At 38.7% G+C, this 18,818-nt stretch carries 11 protein-coding genes; 7 read left to right on the top strand and 4 right to left on the bottom strand.

What is annotated here, in order from left to right:
- Positions 1-78 precede the first annotated feature (78 nt).
- The 5 genes from ACWF5P_RS23500 (at position 79) to gnd (ending at position 8,354) form a co-directional block, all read left to right on the top strand.
- The gene (locus tag ACWF5P_RS23500; RefSeq protein ID WP_101225625.1) at positions 79-786 is read left to right on the top strand and encodes a hypothetical protein; all 708 of its coding nucleotides are present in this window, start codon (positions 79-81) and stop codon (positions 784-786) included.
- 2,451 nt (positions 787-3,237) lie between these two features.
- Positions 3,238-3,969, top strand: coding sequence for a GntR family transcriptional regulator (locus ACWF5P_RS23495; protein ID WP_101225627.1), 732 nt, complete (start codon positions 3,238-3,240; stop codon positions 3,967-3,969).
- Positions 3,962-5,506, top strand: a complete 1,545-nt coding sequence (gene gntK / locus ACWF5P_RS23490; RefSeq protein WP_101225628.1) for a gluconokinase — start codon at positions 3,962-3,964, stop codon at positions 5,504-5,506. The genes ACWF5P_RS23495 and gntK overlap by 8 nt, the downstream gene beginning before the upstream one ends.
- An 18-nt stretch (positions 5,507-5,524) precedes the next feature.
- Complete coding sequence (locus ACWF5P_RS23485) at positions 5,525-6,871, top strand: GntP family permease (protein WP_101225629.1); 1,347 nt, start codon at positions 5,525-5,527, stop codon at positions 6,869-6,871.
- A gap of 79 nt (positions 6,872-6,950) precedes the next feature.
- On the top strand, positions 6,951-8,354 hold the full coding sequence (gnd, locus tag ACWF5P_RS23480) for a decarboxylating NADP(+)-dependent phosphogluconate dehydrogenase (RefSeq protein WP_434168329.1): 1,404 nt from the start codon (positions 6,951-6,953) through the stop codon (positions 8,352-8,354).
- A gap of 241 nt (positions 8,355-8,595) precedes the next feature.
- Here the strand turns inward: gnd and ACWF5P_RS23475 are convergent, their stop codons facing one another.
- Positions 8,596-8,946, bottom strand: coding sequence for a hypothetical protein (locus tag ACWF5P_RS23475; protein WP_452445362.1), 351 nt, complete (start codon positions 8,944-8,946; stop codon positions 8,596-8,598).
- A gap of 1,277 nt (positions 8,947-10,223) precedes the next feature.
- Here ACWF5P_RS23475 and ACWF5P_RS23470 point away from each other — a divergent pair.
- Complete coding sequence (locus ACWF5P_RS23470; protein ID WP_434168331.1) at positions 10,224-10,916, top strand: hypothetical protein; 693 nt, start codon at positions 10,224-10,226, stop codon at positions 10,914-10,916.
- 37 nt (positions 10,917-10,953) lie between these two features.
- Positions 10,954-14,139 (top strand): biotin/lipoyl-containing protein, encoded by a 3,186-nt coding sequence (locus tag ACWF5P_RS23465; protein WP_452445361.1) that lies wholly within the window; start codon positions 10,954-10,956, stop codon positions 14,137-14,139.
- A 309-nt stretch (positions 14,140-14,448) separates the two neighbouring features.
- Here ACWF5P_RS23465 and ACWF5P_RS23460 read toward each other — a convergent pair whose 3' ends face one another.
- Genes ACWF5P_RS23460 through ACWF5P_RS23450 form a run of 3 tightly spaced genes read right to left on the bottom strand, consistent with a single transcriptional unit; the run spans position 14,449 to position 18,348 of the window.
- Complete coding sequence (locus ACWF5P_RS23460) at positions 14,449-15,663, bottom strand: Ger(x)C family spore germination protein (protein ID WP_434168334.1); 1,215 nt, start codon at positions 15,661-15,663, stop codon at positions 14,449-14,451.
- Positions 15,647-16,753 (bottom strand): spore germination protein, encoded by a 1,107-nt coding sequence (locus tag ACWF5P_RS23455; RefSeq protein ID WP_434168335.1) that lies wholly within the window; start codon positions 16,751-16,753, stop codon positions 15,647-15,649. Before ACWF5P_RS23455 ends, ACWF5P_RS23460 begins: the two co-directional genes overlap by 17 nt.
- A 26-nt stretch (positions 16,754-16,779) precedes the next feature.
- The gene (locus ACWF5P_RS23450) at positions 16,780-18,348 is read right to left on the bottom strand and encodes a spore germination protein (RefSeq protein ID WP_452445368.1); all 1,569 of its coding nucleotides are present in this window, start codon (positions 18,346-18,348) and stop codon (positions 16,780-16,782) included.
- Between the last annotated feature and the right edge of the window lie 470 nt (positions 18,349-18,818).

Genomic DNA, 18,818 nt, shown 5'->3' with positions numbered 1-18,818 from the left:
TAGGCTATACTTATCTAGACAGAAAATTTAAGGTCAGGTAGACTACAGATACAACTAGTTATAGAAAAGAGGTCCGATATGCGACGCGATATACAACTGAATGAACGAGCTTTCTCTTCCAAGGAAGTGGCAGAAGAAGTGGGGATTGCAACTCCCACTGTTCGAAAATATGGTCAAATCTTAGAGCGGAATGGATATGAGTTTTTGAAAGATGGAGATCGACGTATCTTTGTTAAATCTGACATCGGAGCGCTTATAGCGCTACGCGATACGGACAAGCCCCTAGACGATACAGCTAAAGACCTTGTATATCAACAAAAAGAAAGATTAGAAGGATCCAATGAAACACAGATAGCGATACCCGATACATATGAAAATTCACCCCACGATCCCAATCAATTAAACGAGGTCTTAATGTTTTTAGTCAATGAACTCGCAGCTACACGTGAAATGAATGTCCAACTGACAAACGATATGTCACAGCTTAAAACAAAGGTTTCCCGGCTCCAGCAAGATCATCATGTTATAAGTTCTAGTATTGGAAATTCAGCGCAAAGAACTAATTCTAAAATTGAACAATTAACAGAACAACAAAATACCCATTACGAAACATTGCTGGAACAAGAAAAACAAAAAAGTGAACTCTTACAAAAAGAAATACAAAATATGCGGGACGAACAGAAAAAGGAATGGAGTTCACAAAATGAATTTAATAAACGTTTAGAAGAGACTATACAAAAACGTTCCGAAAAATGGCGGGCGCTTTTCTCCATATTCAGAAAATAAGGTGACTGTTAAGGTTTTTTGCCTAGCTGTGTATTGATTTGTGGAAGCAAATTATTGATGAAGATACATTTGATAAATATTTTTCAAATAAATAATGATGGATGAAAGCATTGAGATGCGAATCCTAAAAATTCATAGTGTCATATATGATTCGCTAGCTGAAAAACAGAATTAAGAAAGAATTTTTCAACTTTACAGGATTTGGCACCAGTTATGTAAATGCTCGGCGATACCAATGTAGCGGACGTTCTATCAAAGGCTCAATTGAAATTCATTGGGGATTTGTTTAAGCGATATGCAACTAAAACAAAGTACACCTTGCATTCAAAAACAGGAGTCATTCTTACTAGAGGTGCTCCAGACAGGGATTGATCGGCTCTTTTTTTGTGTGTTTCGTATCGCTGGGCGATATAACTTGCAAATAAATTCGAACCTTTAGGTTTAATAGTAAAGCGGCGTTTGATATGCAAACATGATATACCTCCGAATGAACGAGTATTCTTTTCTAATGTAGTGAAAGAAGAATAGGGGATGCACATCCACTGTTCAAAAGTATGGTCAAAACTTAGAACGAAACGGATATGAGTTTTTAAGATGGTGGTTGCCTATCTTTATTCAATCTGACATCGAAGCGCACATAGCGCTACGCGATACGGACAAGTCCCTAGAGGGTACAGCTAAAGACCTGTTTATCTACAAAAAGATAGATTAGAAGGAACCAATGAAACAGAGATTGCGATACCCGGTATATATGACGACTTAACCCATAATTCCAAACAAATACGTGAGATTTACCAATGAACTCACAGCTTCGCTTGAAATGAACGTCCACTGACAAACGATATGTCTCAGCTTAAACCAACGGTTTCCCAGCTCCAGCAAGATCTATGTCCTCAATAGTGTTCCTCAAGAAAGGGGCCTATCTGTTCTTTTGTGTGTTTCGTATCGCTGGGCGATATAACATGAAAATAAATCCAAGGAACCTTCATCTTTAATAGAAAGGAAGGTCCAATATGCGACAGTATATACATCCGAATGAATGAGGATCCTCTTTCAAGGAAGTGGCAAAGAAGTGGAGATGCAAAATCAATGTTTGTAAGTATGTTTAAAACTTAGAGCGAAATGGATATTAATTGTTAAAATATGTAAATTAACATTCCTTCGTTCAATCCGACATCGAAACGCTTAAGTGTTACGCGATACGGGCAGCCCCCTAAACGATATAGCTAAAGACCCTTGTATCAAGAAAAAGTAAGATGAGAAGGAACCAATGAAACAGAGATAGCGATACGCGATACATATGACAATTTAACCCATGCTCTCATTCAATTAAAAGAGAGCTTAATCTTTTAACCAATGAACTCACAGCTACACGTGAAATGAACATCTAACTGACAAACGACATGTCACAGCTTAAAACTGAACTACAAAAAAACCATTACGAAGCATTACTTCAATAAGAAAAGGATTCATTACCTTTATTTTAGTCTCCTTTACGATATTCAGGTGTTAATTTCCGTTAATAACTATTTAAACCTAAGGCAAACAAATCAAAAGTAGAAATTCCTTTGTTCCAACTATTCGCAATCACTATTTTCAAATTTCAACAATTTCCCGAGAAATATCTACAAATTCTGAGTAGATATCGACAAAATAATACTCCTTATCGGCCTTTTGCAAAAAGCTTGTTTAAGCAATAATTACTGCATTTAGCTTCTATATTATTTAGCCTTACCAAGAGACAGGTCTCTAGAGTATAAGAAGTTTTCTTTCCTGCTCCTTTGAATTACAAACAACAAAGCAGTGATCCCAAATTTTCGGGATGCACTGCTTTGTTGTTTGTAGATATTCTACGCATTCATAATTAGCTCGATAACTTCTTACCATGCCGTAAATCAACATCAGCAAAATCCTGCCCCCTTTCGATTTTAACAACCAAGAAAATGTAGGACAGTGCTCCTGCGAAGGGCTAAATCGCCGCGAGTAGCGACCTGTGCTCGCTCGAACATCACAACAAGTCCTAGAAGCAAGTCAAAGAGAACAAGGCAAGGCCGAAGACAAACGCAAGCAGGTTTATCAGTGATAGCTTTTTTTATAGGTGAATGAGGGCTATCTGGAAGGCAGCTAGATCTCCGCGAGTAGCAACCTATACTAGCCGACCAGTAACGTGCAAACTCTAATAGGGTTCTAACCTCATCAACGGGCAAAGTCTGCCCAAAATGACGTTGGATTCATTCAGAAGTTGTTCAGAGTAGCTGCTTAATCCCTCGATTAACAGATATTACCACCCTGTGGTTCAGCATTATTTTTGCCCCAGAACCTTCTAAACTCCCAATAAACTTGACTATATTAACGAGAATCCAATTGAATTTAAAAAACTTGCATTACTAATTATTTTAAGATTATAATACTTGTATACAAGTGTACTTGAACTCTAATAGAGGTGAATATATGGCTGAATCAAAGGAATTTCTTTATCCTGTAAAATGGCTTTCAAAAGCTTCAGCTGGTGATCGTGTTACATCCGAGCTTAGAATGCGTATTATTTCGGGGATGATTGAAAGCGGTGCCATCCTATCTGAAAATAAATTAGCTGCTGATTTTGGTGTAAGCCGCTCACCAGTTCGTGAAGCGTTAAAAATACTGGCCTCTGAAAATATCATCCGATTAGAAAGAATGGGTGCGGTTGTCATTGGTTTAACAGAAAAAAAGTATTCAGAAATTTATGATGTACGTATACTCATCGAAACATTTGTATTTGAACGTTTAGTAAGGATGAACACGAATGAATTGGTAATGGAACTTAGTAAAATATTGGAAATGATGAAAGTGTCCATAAAATACCTTGATGCGGATGAGTTTTCCTATCAGGATGTTCTGTTCCACGAAACGATCATTCGATCCATCGATCATTCCTACATCCTGATGATCTGGGATAATTTAAAACCTGTGATGGAAAGTTTGATTCTTCTATCCATGCGCAGTCGTTTTAAAGAAAAGTATGAAGACTTTACACGGATCATAAATAATCATCAACTTTATATTGATGCGATCAAAACAAAGGATCGAGACATCATGATTAAGTCGTTACATGAAAACTTTGATGATGTTCAAGAGAAAGTTGAAGACTTATGGATGGCCCAACAGATGCTTTCAAAAGGAGTCGAACAAGAAAATGACTAGCTATATGTTAGGTGTAGACATCGGTACAACAAGTACAAAAGCTGTACTATTCACGAAAAAAGGCGATGTCATCCAGCAAGAGAATATTGGCTATCCTCTTTACACACCGGATATGACAACGGCGGAACAAGACCCTGAGGAGATTTTCCAGGCTGTTCTGAAAGCCTTTTCAAATATAACGAAGCAGCATCCAGATAAAAAACCAACATTCATTTCATTTAGCAGTGCGATGCATAGTGTTATAGCTATGGATGAAAATGACCAGCCGCTAACCGCTTGCATCACTTGGGCAGATAATCGCAGTGAAGCTTGGGCCCATAAGATAAAGGATGAATTAGATGGGCATGAAGTTTACAAACGAACCGGAACACCGATTCACCCGATGTCGCCATTATCCAAGATCACCTGGATCGTGAATGATCGCCCGGAGATCGCAACCAATGTTAAAAAATATATCGGGATTAAAGAATATATCTTTAAAAAGTTCTTTGATCAATATGTGGTCGATTATTCCCTTGCTTCATCGATGGGCATGTTGAATCTCAAAAATTTGGATTGGGATGAGGAAGCCCTAAGAATTGCTGGAATAACGCGTGATCAATTATCTGAACTCGTACCAACAACAAAAATCTTTAACAACTGTGACCCGGATTTAGCCAAACAGATCGGGATTGATCCAGAAACCTCTTTTGTCATTGGGGCAAGTGATGGTGTCCTTTCAAATCTAGGTGTAAACGCTATCCGTAAAGGTGAAATCGCTGTCACGATTGGGACGAGCGGTGCGATTCGGACGATTATTGATGAGCCGAAAACAGACGAAAAAGGAAGAATCTTTTGCTATGCCTTAACGGAAAAGCATTGGGTGATTGGCGGGCCGGTAAACAATGGTGGGATGGTCCTTCGCTGGATTCGCGATGAATTTGCTTCTTCTGAGGTGGAAACAGCTAAAAGACTCGGAATCGACGCTTATGAAGTTTTGACCAAGATTGCCGAACGCGTAAGACCAGGCGCTGATGGATTGTTATTCCATCCATATCTTGCAGGTGAACGTGCACCATTATGGAATCCGGACGTACGGGGTTCATTTTTCGGATTAACACTGTCGCATAAGAAAGAACATATGATTCGAGCGGCTCTGGAGGGAGTCATTTACAATTTATACACAGTATTTTTAGCCTTAACCGAATGCATGGACGGTCCCGTGACCCGAATTCAAGCTACGGGAGGCTTCGCAAGGTCGGCGGTTTGGCGGCAAATGATGTCCGATATCTTCGAATCGGAAGTCGTGGTTCCAGAAAGCTACGAAAGTTCATGCCTTGGTGCTTGTATATTAGGGTTATATGCCGCTGGGGAAATTGATTCCTTCGAAGTAGTTTCTGAAATGATAGGCAATACCCACAAGCACACACCGATAGCTGATTCTGTAAAAGAATATAGGCAGCTGCTGCCGATTTTCATTAACCTATCAAGGGTATTGGAAAACGAGTATACACAGATTGCGGATTATCAAAGAAACTTAATAAATGCTGCAAAGTAAAGACATGGGGGGATTACAATGCCATTAGTTATTGTCGCTTTAGGAATTGTCGCCTTATTAATTTTAATAATGGGCTTAAAATTAAACACCTTTATTTCCTTGATCATTGTATCGTTTGGAGTGGCTTTAGCACTTGGGATGCCACTTGACGGAATTGTCAAAACCATTGAAGCTGGATTAGGCGGAACACTTGGCCACTTAGCGTTAATCTTTGGACTTGGAGCGATGTTGGGTAAGTTGATCGCAGATTCAGGCGGAGCGCAACGCATTGCCATGACCCTTGTTAAAAAATTCGGGGAAAAGAATATTCAATGGGCTGTCGTGGCAGCGTCATTTATTATCGGTGTCGCCTTATTTTTTGAAGTGGGCTTAGTATTATTGATTCCAATCGTTTTTGCGATTTCAAGGGAATTAAAAGTTTCGATATTGTATCTTGGTATTCCAATGGTAGCGGCATTATCCGTAACACACGGTTTCTTACCGCCACACCCAGGACCAACCGTTATTGCTGGTGAATATGGTGCAGACATTGGCCAGGTTTTACTTTATGGCTTCATCATTGCGGTTCCAACCGTTATTTTGGCTGGACCAGTATTTACGAAAATAGCCAAAAGATTAGTACCTGAATCATTTACGAAAACAGGCAGCATTGCCTCTTTAGGAGAACAAAAATCATTTAAACTTGAAGATACACCTGGATTTGGAATCAGTGTATTTACCGCTTTACTTCCGGTTATATTAATGTCAATTGCTACGATTATCACTTTGATGCAAAAAACAATCGGATTTGAAGATAATGGTTTACTGGCAGCTATCCGTTTCATTGGTGAAGCAGGTACTTCCATGTTACTTTCCTTATTATTTGCGGTCTATTCAATGGGGTTAGCAAGAAAGATTCCTATGAAAGATATTATGGAATCCTGTACATCAGCGATTCTGCATATCGGAATGATGCTCTTGATCATTGGGGGCGGCGGAGCCTTCAAACAAGTATTGATCGACGGCGGTGTAGGTGACTATGTAGCTGAATTATTCAAAGGAACATCATTATCACCAATCTTGCTTGCCTGGATCATCGCGGCAATCCTGCGTATTTCATTGGGATCTGCTACCGTTGCAGCCTTAACGACAGCTGGTTTAGTTATTCCGATGTTAGGTCAGACGGACGTTAACCTTGCTCTAGTTGTACTTGCGACAGGAGCGGGAAGTTTAATCGCTTCACACGTTAACGATGCTGGTTTCTGGATGTTTAAAGAGTATTTTGGTTTAAGCATGAAAGAAACATTTGCAACGTGGACTTTGCTTGAGACAATTATTTCAGTAGCTGGATTAGGATTTATTCTATTACTAAGCTTATTTGTATAAGCCTTTCCCGGCAGTAAATCCCCCACTTATGGCAGGGATTTACTGCCTATTATTCTTACATAGAAGGAGCAGAAATAAAATGTACAATACAATTGGTGTCATTGGTTTAGGGGTAATGGGCAGTAATATCGCTTTAAATATGGCTAGTAAAGGGGAACAAGTGGCTGTCTATAACTACACAAGAGATTTAACGGATCAGCTTGTTGCTGAATTGGACGGTCAGTCGATTCATCCATATTACGAGATCCAAGACTTTGTTCAGTCACTGGAAACACCGAGAAAGATTTTTCTAATGGTGACTGCGGGTAAACCGATCGACTCGGTGATCACTTCATTACTTCCTCATCTTGAATCAGGCGATATTATCATGGACGGCGGTAACTCCCATTACGAAGATACTGAACGCAGATATGATGAATTGAAATCTAAAGGATTCAGTTATGTAGGAATTGGTATTTCCGGTGGGGAAGTCGGTGCGTTAAAAGGACCTTCAATCATGCCAGGCGGAGATAAGGACGCCTATGAAAAAGTAGCTCCAATCCTGACAAAAATCGCAGCCAAAGTAAATGATGCTCCTTGCTGTACCTATATCGGTCCAAAAGGGGCAGGTCATTTTGTGAAAATGGTACATAACGGGATTGAGTATGCAGATATGCAATTAATCGCCGAAGCTTATACGTTTTTAAGAGAAAAATTGCATTTGGAGGTTAATGAAATTGCTGACATCTTTGAAACATGGAATGAAGGCGAACTGAAAAGTTATTTAATCGAAATCACAGCGGAAATTTTAAGGAAGAAAGATGAAGTAACGGGCTTACCCTTGATCGATGTGATTCTTGATAAGGCAGGACAAAAAGGCACAGGGAAATGGACCAGTATGCAAGCAATTGATAACGGAATACCAGCATCGATTATTACCGAGTCTTTGTTTGCTCGCTACATTTCCGCTTTAAAAGAAGAACGGGTTCATGCAGAAAACATTCTAACAGGGCCTGAGAACGTTCAGCAACAATTAGATAAAAATGAGTGGATTGACTATATTAGGCAAGCATTATATATGGGCAAGATTTGTGCATACGCGCAGGGTTTCACTCAATATAAAATGAGTTCTGAACTTAACGGCTGGGACTTGCCTTTAAAGGATATTGCGCTTATTTTCCGCGGCGGCTGCATCATTCGGGCAGAATTTTTAAATGTCATTAGCGAAGCCTATCAAGAGCAGCCGAATCTGGCCAATTTATTGATTTCACCATATTTCGCTGAAAAGGTTGCAAATTACCAGGCAGGATTGCGAAAGGTTGTCTGTGAGGGAATAAATTCTGGCATCTCGTTTCCATGTTTAGGCTCTTCACTTACTTATTACGATAGTTATCGTACAGGCATTTCAAATGCTAACCTACTGCAAGCACAACGTGATTATTTTGGGGCACATACCTATGAGCGACGTGATTTAGCAGGGGTCTTTCACACAAACTGGCAGTGATGGAAAGAGACAAAAGAGACAAGCATTTATCAATGACCGTTCATGAATTGGAGAAGGTACCTTCCTTCAAAAAGAGAGCTGCTTTGGCAGCTCTTTTTTTATGTAACAAAAGGGGTCCATTTAAATGTTAAAACAAAGTTGATTGGAACTGGTGTGAGACTCCTGCAAGGAAAGTGAGTTTCTTGAGAGGTAAAACAATGTTCAAATTGTACAAGCCTTTAAATAACTTAGACTCGAAATTTTAGATGGGAAATTTAAATGGTGTATTTAAATGATAATAATCCCTATATGATCGATAAGATACCATTTTTTTATTCTTATAATACCCATCCAACTGCAAAATTTTGGATTTGTTGGTTTCTAAATAATAATGATACCCTTCTGTTTCTAAACTATAGAAGGCATAGGAAATTCCAAGCATTTGTTTCTTGGTGACTTTTGTATCAGGGTGATGTTGTGTAAAATCAGCCAATTGCTGTACAGATGTTGCTCGAATGTCTGAGATATCAAATAATGTTTCCTTAATATTAGTCTTTATTTTATTCAAAGTAGTTTTTGCTTTATGTTTGATTTTTTTGGAATGCCTTTTCAAAAATATCACTCCTACTCTGTTTATAGTTAAAAGATTTATTATGTTATTTCCAATCAGGAAACGGAGTAAACGCAAATTTTAATCCTGGGTGAAATTCCACCAAAAGAGAAAGAATCTTGGTGAAAAGATCGACGGCAACGAATAATGTTTTTGGGGGTGGTTTAATATTCAGGTAAAGTGGTATATAAATGATAGCGGTTTATTCCTATGCTGTGCCTATTAATGGTCTGGGTTACTTACGAAGAAAGAGTATCGTTTCATGAATGATGTCGACAGGTAGCACATATTCTTCTTTTGATTATTACCAATTATTTCTGTATGAAAAAGGAGTGATATATCATGAGGCAAATGTGTATTTACTGTTTTAAATGGGCTGACATAGATACGATGACACCACTTTTTGAACAAGGTAGAGAGTTCGTCAATTATTATTGCGAGGATTGTGTTACTGCTGTTATGGATAATTTGTTTAAGCTCCCATACAAACATGTATGCGAACAATCAAGAATCCACTAGCATCAAGCAATGCGATTTAAAAGTTAAATGATTGCGCTGGAACAGCATAACTAGAGGCCATCTCAAACGAGAAGGGCTTTTTTTGTTCGCGTTTGTATATGGATGGGGAGCATGTGTAATCATCGGTGCTCATCTAACATGTGAATGTCTTTAAAGTTGAAGTCCTCCCACAGTTTATTGATGGGAGGCCTTTTCTTATCCAGTAAACAGGCTGTTTAACCCTAGTTATTTCAACCCACTTAAACAATATGATCATAACGAATATTATTAAGTAGTACTATGGAGACAGTATATCGGATTGAGGAAAAATCACATGATTTAATACTGTTGATTATTGAATTTGGATTAGATATTAACAATAAAAACAGATAAAGAAACTAAAGCATTTAAGGGGAAGATTAACCTGTTAAAGGAATTCAATGTTTGTTATACTCTTGACGCTGATGTTAAGTGGGAGAAAATAAAAAAAGGATTGAGCAGTAAAAAAGAGGATGTTTTACAAGAAGTCTTGAAAAGGATGGAGCACTGTGAGTATTTTATTGTGAAAAGTGATAGTAAGCATCATATTATCAATACTTCATTAATACGGTATATACGCATTTTTGAAAATAAGTAATCTCACTACTGCTTTCTTGGAATATAAGTTATGGTTGTATTCTCCTAACAGTCTATCTGGGAGGGGATTTTTCTATGGCAAAAAAACCTTTTCATACATATACAGAGCGAATAGGTTTGGTTAACACTTTGAAAGGAGTGAAGAGATGAATAAAGAGTTAGATGATGGTTTTATTGAGTCATTAATGGTTTCCCTTCAAGACGAAAGGGTCATTGAAAAGATAAAAGCAATAGCTGAAGCGGCCTCGTTTAGTCAAATGGGGGAATATAAGGAGCTGCTGAGAGGAAAAGAAAAAGAAATAGCAAGACTCCAACAAGAGATTGAGTCGAAGAAAGAGGAAATTAGTGAGTACCAAATAAAGATTACCCATCTAAATGAGAAAATGGAAGCCTATTTTACTGAATTGCAAAAGAGAAGAGCTGACTATCGGGAAGCGGAAGAACTTTACGAAGCTGTTCATCAATTATCCGAAACCACTAAAAATTCGTTAAAAGGAATTTTCAAGGGCGGGTCGGTGCAGGAATTTATTGTTTGTGGTGTGCAATATGAAAACATTTCATCTTTGTGGGATTTTATTAAAAACGAGATTATGGAAGGAAGAGAGCAGGAAAGAGAGATTTTGCTCGCCCTTTTTCTGTATTTCTTTCAAGAATACGGTAAAACATACGATACCCCTTTATATAAAATACAGCAAGTGAAAATGAATGAGGTCTTCAGGGAAGACTTATACATAAGGGCCCTCAATAGCAAAATATCAGGGAACATTACGGACATCCTGCTGCCGGGTTATATAAGCATTAATGGTAAAACCATAAAAAAATCGGTTGTGAGAATCTAGCAGGCGAAAAAGAGAATGATATTAAAGGAGAAATACAATGACATCGATAATTATCCCAGAGATTGAAGAAGGCATTGAAAAAATCCTTCTTATGCAATGGTATAAGCAGCCAGGCGATTATATTACGGTTGGCGAAAGCTTAGCCAAATTCAGCTGTGAGGGCATCGAATTTGACCTCTTTTCAGAAAAAGAAGGTACCCTTAAAGAATTGAATGTAGCGGAGGACACTATAGTCAAGATTGGTGATCTGATATGTTATTTGGATTCTGGTGATGCAATTTCAGAAGAATTATTAAAAGAAGTTGAAAAACAAGAAACGATAGAAGATAAAGAGCCGCATGAGAACGTAACAAGCTTAGCTGAAAAAAACAACATAGACAGTTCCATATACTTAATGAATAAGAACGAAGAGCAGGTTCTATTCTCACCTGATTCCCAAACCGTTCCGGTCTCTGCCATTTCAATGACTTATAAAGAATTGAAATCTTTAATCAGCCATTTATATCAGAGTGCAGAAGAAACCCTCTTCAAGGATGAAGCGAGCTTCTTTCAAGACATTAAAAAGATGCTCCGTTCCAGATGGGTTTACATGAATAACGGGAATATTATATATGATCACAACATTGCAGCTTTATTTCCTTATAGAAAATACTATGAATTAGTGGACGAGGATTTTGACTACAAAAAGCATCTGGACGTTTCCGGTTTTAAGGGTGATGCCATGACTCGGGAAGAGGCTGTGAAAAGTTTCAATACAACCGATCATCCTGTATATAAGAGAATACTAACTTTAGACGATTATTCCGCGAGTAAAAATCCTTCCATTTCAAGGATATTTGCCAATCAAACGGCTAACTCTTCTAAATCGATAGCGTTTAAATCCAACGGGTACGACATTCAAAGCTACGATGTAGTAAATCAAAAAAACAATTTGCTGGGAAAAGGATTTTTCGTTCCCGTTTTCCGTTTAAATGCGGAAAATGCCTTTGAAATCAATGACCGAATGGCTCTCCATCTCTGGCTGGAAAACCGATTGGTTCCAAGCGGATTAAGCGCAGAACGCCAGAAGGAGTATGATTATTTGCTGGAATTGTATCAATTAAAGGGTTTAGATCAGGAAAGTTTTCTAAAAGAATTGCCATCGATCGCTATCGATTCCAAGACGTTTTATGAGAAGCTTTTAAAATCTGAAAAAGTAAGAGCTGATATTGATACATATGACGAAAAGATGTTAACAGATCCAAACCGGGGACATTGGGATTTATGGCCTGTCCACTCTGCTGAAAAACCTTTAACGATAAAACTGAACGAAGAAATAATGGCCAGAAACCCTAAAATGGATATTAGGGAGGACGGCATAGTTGGTATTGACTTTGGAACGAAAAGTACAGTGGTCGTCCATCAAGAAGAAAGTGATTTTACTCTTCCCATGCGTATAGGGATTGGCTACCTTAACACGGAAGTACAAGACTGGCATTATGAAAATCCAACCGTGATCGAATTTATCGATTTAGAACATTTCCTGGAGCTTTATCAAGAAAAAGAAGGAAGACCAGATACAAGGTGGCAGGATGTGACGGTTTCCCATAATGCCCTTAACAACTTGATGAATGGAAAGAGTGACCATTACTATTCCATATTGAATAATCTAAAGCAGTGGGCTGGGGAAAAGAATAACGAACTCCGATTAAAGGACAAGAGGGGGTATGCCGTTGTACTGCGTTCCTTTTTGGACTTAACCGATCAGGAAATCAATCCAATTGAATTATATGCCTACTACCTCGGATTGTATATCAATAACCAGAACAATGGAATTTACCTGGACTACACCTTATCTTTCCCGGTGACGTATGAAAAAGAGGTAAGGGAAAAAATTCTTAAGTGCTTTGAGCGTGGGTTAAAAAAGACGCTTCCTATGCCGATTCAGCAGGATGAAGAATTAATGAAAAAGTTTCGTGTCACCGCTGGGGCGAGTGAACCTGCTGCCTATGCCGTTTGTGCGTTACAGGAATACGGGTTTGAACCTGAAGAGGATGAAAAAACGTACTATGGCGTGTTTGATTTTGGTGGAGGAACGACAGATTTTGATTTTGGGATTTGGCGTGAAGCGGGCTTGAAAGAAAGCAGGTATGATTATGTCATCGAGCATTTTGCAGCGGGAGGGGACCGTTATTTAGGTGGGGAGAACATGCTAGAGCTTTTGGCGTTCCAAGTGTTTAAAAACAACCAAAGAACAATGCGTGAGCTAAACATTCCTTTTACTCTCCCAGCAGAATGTGTGAAATTTCCCGGAAGTGAAACGCTGATAAATGAGTCACAAGAATCCTATTTAAATACGAAACAATTGGTAGAAAAATTAAGGCCGCTTTGGGAAAGGCATGAACGGTATGAAGAACAGTTTGGAAAAGGCATGATCCGGGCTGACTTGTTTGACAAAGCAGGTCACGCAAAACTCAATGTGGAACTTTTGATCGATCAAGATGAAATGGAACAACTGATTGAGGAAAGAATTGAAAAAGGCATTAAAAATTTCTTTGAGTCATTAAGGCGCGCTTTTGCCCGGTCAGAACACAGTAGAATTAATAAAGTGAATATCCTGCTTGCGGGTAATTCAAGTAAATCCCCGGTCGTCATGAATCTATTTAATAAATGGATTGAAAGGGAAGTGCAGAGCACTCAAAACTGGGGAGAAGTATCTAATGATCTTTTTGAGATTCTCCCGCCACTGGGGACAGAAGGCGCTTATTTAAAGCAAGAAGAGAGAAACAGAGTGGTTAACCGAGATATATTAACAGCTCCTACAGGAAAAACGGGCGTTGCCTTTGGACTTGTACAAAGCAGAAAAGGCGGAAGTATAAAAGTTATTGACCGCGATATGGTGAATGGTGAATCAAAGTTCAAGTATTTTCTTGGCATCGGGAGAAAAGGTAAATTAAAAACAATGATTGATCAAGAAGAAGAGTATAACAAATGGCATCTTTTCATTGATGCGTCAGAAGAAGATTTTGAAATTTATTACACAAGCCTGCCGGAAGCTAGTACCAACCAGCTTGATATTAAGCAGGCACAGAGGAAAAAGCTTCGAATTGAGCATGTGGATGATTCGGCTTTTGTTTATATTCGAACCATAAGCCCGACTGTTATTGAATATGTTGTTGCAGACGAAGGCTCGATTTTAAGTGGGGATCATTTATCTGAAATTACTAAAGTGGAATTAAGCTAATAAGATATGTTGAACGAAAAAATTAGGTTAAAACACAACAGATCATTCATGTATATAGGCTTTGATTTCTTCAATTGAATATATCAAGATGAAAGATGCTATGTTCAATTGAGTGGTATATAAATAGGAGATGTCCTCGCTTGGTGCAGGGTTAAGGTTTTATGCAGGACCTTGAGTGACTATAAAGTTAAAGGCCCCCCACAGTTTACTGTGGGGGGCCTTTTCATGCTCATCGTATATGTATTCCAATGGATCCCATTTAATAGCCTTTATAATGTTCAAGAAATAGTTTTCATTTCCAACATTTTTTCACTTCTTTGATCCTCCTGTTGTTCCATAATCATTAAGAGTTAATTTTACATCGTAGTTGATTGGAGCTTCACTAAATGTTTGGTCCCAATCCTTTTTGACCCTATTCCATACTTTTGGGTGCTCAATTCTCAATCGATTTCCGAAGCCGGCAACGTCCGTTTTGTATTCTTTTTGCATTTTTTCTAAAACATTCCCCACCAAGCGTTTCACTTCTTTTTCTGATGATTTTTCTGCTTTTTTTAGAAATTCATTTTTAAAAGTATCTCCTGAAACTACCCAGTTTTCAGATAGTCTCCCCACTGATTCAATGTTTACATCAAAAGAGATGCTGTCTCCTTTAACACGTGGTATGATACTGCTTTTCATGGTCTCTATTTCATATACAATCGGCTCACCGGTTTCTTTATCAAAGCTTTTCACTACACCGCCTTTTCCCTTACCTGTTATCCATGTTACGCCCTCCAGTTCCTCTTCATTTAAAGTACCAGTCATTTTGTGCGTCTTTCCATTGATTACGGCAGCTCCGGCAAATTTGACTTGCCCATCTGCTGATAGAACTTTTTGCATCAGAAAACTAGACCCTGATTTGATCTTGCTTTCTACTTTAATATGCGACATGGGGGGCAAAATCCTCGTTGTTCGATATGCATTTTCTACAATGCCAGCCAGACGGAACGCTGGAATTTCTCCTGCCTTCTTTGTTTCCAGTGTTTTGCTTGCTCTTCCTTTACTGATGAGCACAAGGCAGCTTGGCCTAAGCTCACTTTCCCGTAGATTTTGATCAAGTAATTGTTCCAACTTATACGATCTTGCAAGGTTTTCACCGATAACAACCACTTTCATATGGTGCGCGGTTACGGGTTGTTCACTTCTCAGTGATAATTCACGAACCATTTGATGCATGGAGTCTCCAGTTTCAGAAACATTAACATAAGATTTTTGTTGTGGTCCGGATTGTTTCGTTGTCGAACTCGCTACCTGTGGAGTGATGAATTGATAGGTTGCAGTAATCAGGTTCCTTTTTGAATAACCCCCCCCTTGTTCGTTTAACTTTTTCTCGATGGTGGACTGCTTGGCCTTATCGAATGCCAAACCTATACCTAAACTTTGCTCTTCAATTTCATGACTGCTCCAACATCCTGTAAGGGATAAGAACAAAAGAACGGAGAGGGAAATGTAGAGGGGGCGCGTATTGCTATGTGATTGTTTCATATTTTTTCCCTCCCTTTATTTTTGAGATGATAAGCAGTAGAAGGGGGAGTAAACCAAATAAAAACATTGCGATATTGCCGACGAAATCTCCTTGCTTAAATAGGTCATTGATATTTTTCGGAATCATGGCAAGGATGTAGAGAATCGGAAGCAAACCAAACATGAATGGGTGAATGCTTTTTTTCGTAATTTGAGCCAGCCCTAAAGCGGCTGCAAAAAATGTTATCGTAAATGTGGCGAATATTTGCATGATCCAGACAACGAGCAATAAAGATTCAAACCGTTCAAAGATCAACCCGGCGACTTCAAAACTTCGGATAAGATCAAGTGTCGGCCATGTTCTCATGACCACTCCATCAATAGATAATGCCCCGATAACCATTACGACCGTTATCACGTAAAAAATCAATGGAATGGAAACTCCAACAAGGAGGGCTTTTACGGCTTTTTTTGGTGAATTCATAAATGGAATAAGCAGCAGCATTATTTCAGGCCCTGAAAAAGCGAGAGCCGTTGTTTTTACTCCTTTTAGTACAGGGACGATTCCTTCTCCTAATACCGGACGCAGATTATCGATCTCGAATATTTTAAAGCTCATAAAGGTAACAACCAAAAAAAGGATAACTGTCAAAGGTAAAATAATTTCAAAAAGACGGGCCATCGGGTTAATGCCGCCGATGATGAGATAAAGACCTACCCACATGAAAATCATGATGATTGCCCAAGTAGGCGTACCCTCCAGAAGTAAATACCTTATTACTTCCGCCATTGCACGGAGCTGAAAACTGGAAGTTGTAAGAAAGTAACATATTACAACTAAACTTAGTAACCCACCCAGCCATTTTCCTACAATTTCATTGATGTATTGATAGAAGGTCTTTTCGGGAAACTGTTGGCTTAATTTGACCATGATCAGCCCTGCGGTTATAGTGATGAATCCGCCTAAAATAACGCTTATCCATACATCTGGTGTTTGTACCTTTTCCGTAGATGATCTGGGTAGGGTGAGTAATCCTGTGCCGAGTATGAAGTTGATGACAATGACAGCTGCTTGTGGAGTTGTAATTTTGTCTTTCGGACTGAGAATCATTCTTTAACCACCCTTTCACCGATAGGTTATCCTTTACGTATGGGGTTTTTTGTATGCATCATCTTTGGACGGCGTTTCATCATCATAAGTGGCATTCGCACTATCAGGTCTTTCCACTCACTTAAGCGATAAGGAACGGCTGGACTCAAGTAAGGCACACCAAAGCTTTTTAATTTCACTAAATGACTGACCATTAAAAGAAAAAAGAGAATGACCCCGTATAATCCAAATGTAGCAGCACAAATCATAGCTGGAAAACGCAGAATCCGTAATGTAATCCCAATACTATAGTGCGGAATGGAAAATGATGAAATGGCAGTTAAGGCTACTACAATGACCAAAACAGGGCTAACGATCCCTGCCTGTACAGCAGCTTCCCCAATGATTAAACCGCCGACAATTCCCATTGCGGGACCGATTGGCTTAGGCAATCGCAGTCCTGCTTCCCTCAAAATTTCGATGGCCATTTCCATGAATAATGCTTCGATAAGTGCCGGAAAAGGAACCCCGGACCTGGTTCCGATAATGGAGATGGCCAGCTTGGTCGGAATCAACCCTGAATGAAATGAGATAAAAGCTATATACAAAGACGGTGTAAAAAGAGCCAGAATAGCTGCGAGGTAACGAAGCATACGAATGAATGTGCCAGGAATCCACCTTTCATAATAATCTTCCGGTGATTGCAACATCATGCTCAATGTAACCGGAACGATCAAAGCGAATGGCGTCCCATCTAACAAGATGGCCACTCGACCTTCCATCAAAGCAGCGATCACCCGATCAGGACGCTCTGTATTCTGTACCTGCGGAAAAGGACTAAGGTAATTATCTTCGATAAGTTGCTCTACATAACCTGATTCCGGCACACTATCAATATCAATTTTCTTAATTCGATTTTCCACCTCTTGCACCAATTCGGGATCAACAATATCTTTTATGTAAGCGACAACCAAATCTTTTTTTGAACGCTTTCCTACTTGGAATTTTACTAACGATAAATTCTCAATTTCACCACTGCACCTTAAAAAGGATGTATTATCACTCAATGATTCAGTGAAGCCGACACGGGGACCTCTGACTAATGCCTCTGATACCGGTTCCTCGATCGCCCTTGTTTTATGTTTTGTAGTTCCTAGGATCAGCGCATCCAATGATCCATCAATTAAAAGGGCGGTAGAACCTGTTAGTACTTTAGATGCTAACTCTTTAATGGAACGGACAGCTTCTATTTCACTAATGGATAACACTTCATTTTTTATGAATTCATTTGAAATGCTTCCCTTGAGGTAGGGGAGGTTCTGTTTATATTCTGCTGAAAAATCAACCATCAATGATGGCATGATATGCTGATCAATGAGATCTTTATCCGATAGTCCATCCACAAAAATGATAACTGACCGTATACCGGTTCGCCCTAGATTAAATTCCCGAAAATGCACATCCCAATTATGGCCAATTTCTTGCTTAACACATTCAAGATTAAAATTAAGTTTATCTGTAAACTGATGTGTGGGTTCTTGGGAGGTATATTCTTCTTGTTTGTCTTTTTCGTTACCCTTACCTTTTTTACCAATCTTTGATATCCACTCTTTCATCATCATCACTCATCCTTTGAGGTGCGAAGCAAATTAAACAATTTGCTGATTAGATACGGAATAACAAACACAATGGAAGCCTGTATAAAAACCTGCCATTCTGGAAGGTAGGAAACAATCGTTTTCCACATTTTCATCACCCTAAACTTGTCTCAGATAGCAGCTGAAATCCCTTTATTTCTCAAATAGTATTAATATCTTCTATGTTTCTTATGCAATGAAGTTAAAAAGCCATTAGCCGTATTTGCCATTAATTTATACTTCGCAAAGTAGAGGCGAAATGGATATCAGCGATTTATCCAAATGACTCATTGATAATAGTGAGCTTTAATAAACATTGGTTTTTCTTCTTTGAACTGTGGATGACTTATGCTCACGATTTGAAATATAATTTTAAAAATATCAATATCAAATTGAAATGATGCTCGAAATAACATATACTGAAAATTGAGAATTATTTGTAAATATTA

This window comes from Peribacillus sp. NPDC055009, from assembly GCF_053608705.1.
This window is presented reverse-complemented; position numbering and strand designations above follow the sequence as displayed.

Excerpts from the sequence above, each read along its gene's own strand:
- ACWF5P_RS23500 (WP_101225625.1), top strand. The coding sequence starts at position 79 with ATGCGACGCGATATACAACTGAATGAACGAGCTTTCTCTTCCAAGGAA.
- ACWF5P_RS23455 (WP_434168335.1), bottom strand. The coding sequence starts at position 16,753 with ATGATTCTCAGTCCGAAAGACAAAATTACAACTCCACAAGCAGCTGTC.
- ACWF5P_RS23450 (WP_452445368.1), bottom strand. The coding sequence starts at position 18,348 with ATGAAAGAGTGGATATCAAAGATTGGTAAAAAAGGTAAGGGTAACGAA.
- gntK (WP_101225628.1), top strand. The coding sequence starts at position 3,962 with ATGACTAGCTATATGTTAGGTGTAGACATCGGTACAACAAGTACAAAA.
- ACWF5P_RS23495 (WP_101225627.1), top strand. The coding sequence starts at position 3,238 with ATGGCTGAATCAAAGGAATTTCTTTATCCTGTAAAATGGCTTTCAAAA.
- ACWF5P_RS23470 (WP_434168331.1), top strand. The coding sequence starts at position 10,224 with ATGAATAAAGAGTTAGATGATGGTTTTATTGAGTCATTAATGGTTTCC.
- ACWF5P_RS23465 (WP_452445361.1), top strand. The coding sequence starts at position 10,954 with ATGACATCGATAATTATCCCAGAGATTGAAGAAGGCATTGAAAAAATC.
- ACWF5P_RS23485 (WP_101225629.1), top strand. The coding sequence starts at position 5,525 with ATGCCATTAGTTATTGTCGCTTTAGGAATTGTCGCCTTATTAATTTTA.
- gnd (WP_434168329.1), top strand. The coding sequence starts at position 6,951 with ATGTACAATACAATTGGTGTCATTGGTTTAGGGGTAATGGGCAGTAAT.
- ACWF5P_RS23460 (WP_434168334.1), bottom strand. The coding sequence starts at position 15,663 with ATGAAACAATCACATAGCAATACGCGCCCCCTCTACATTTCCCTCTCC.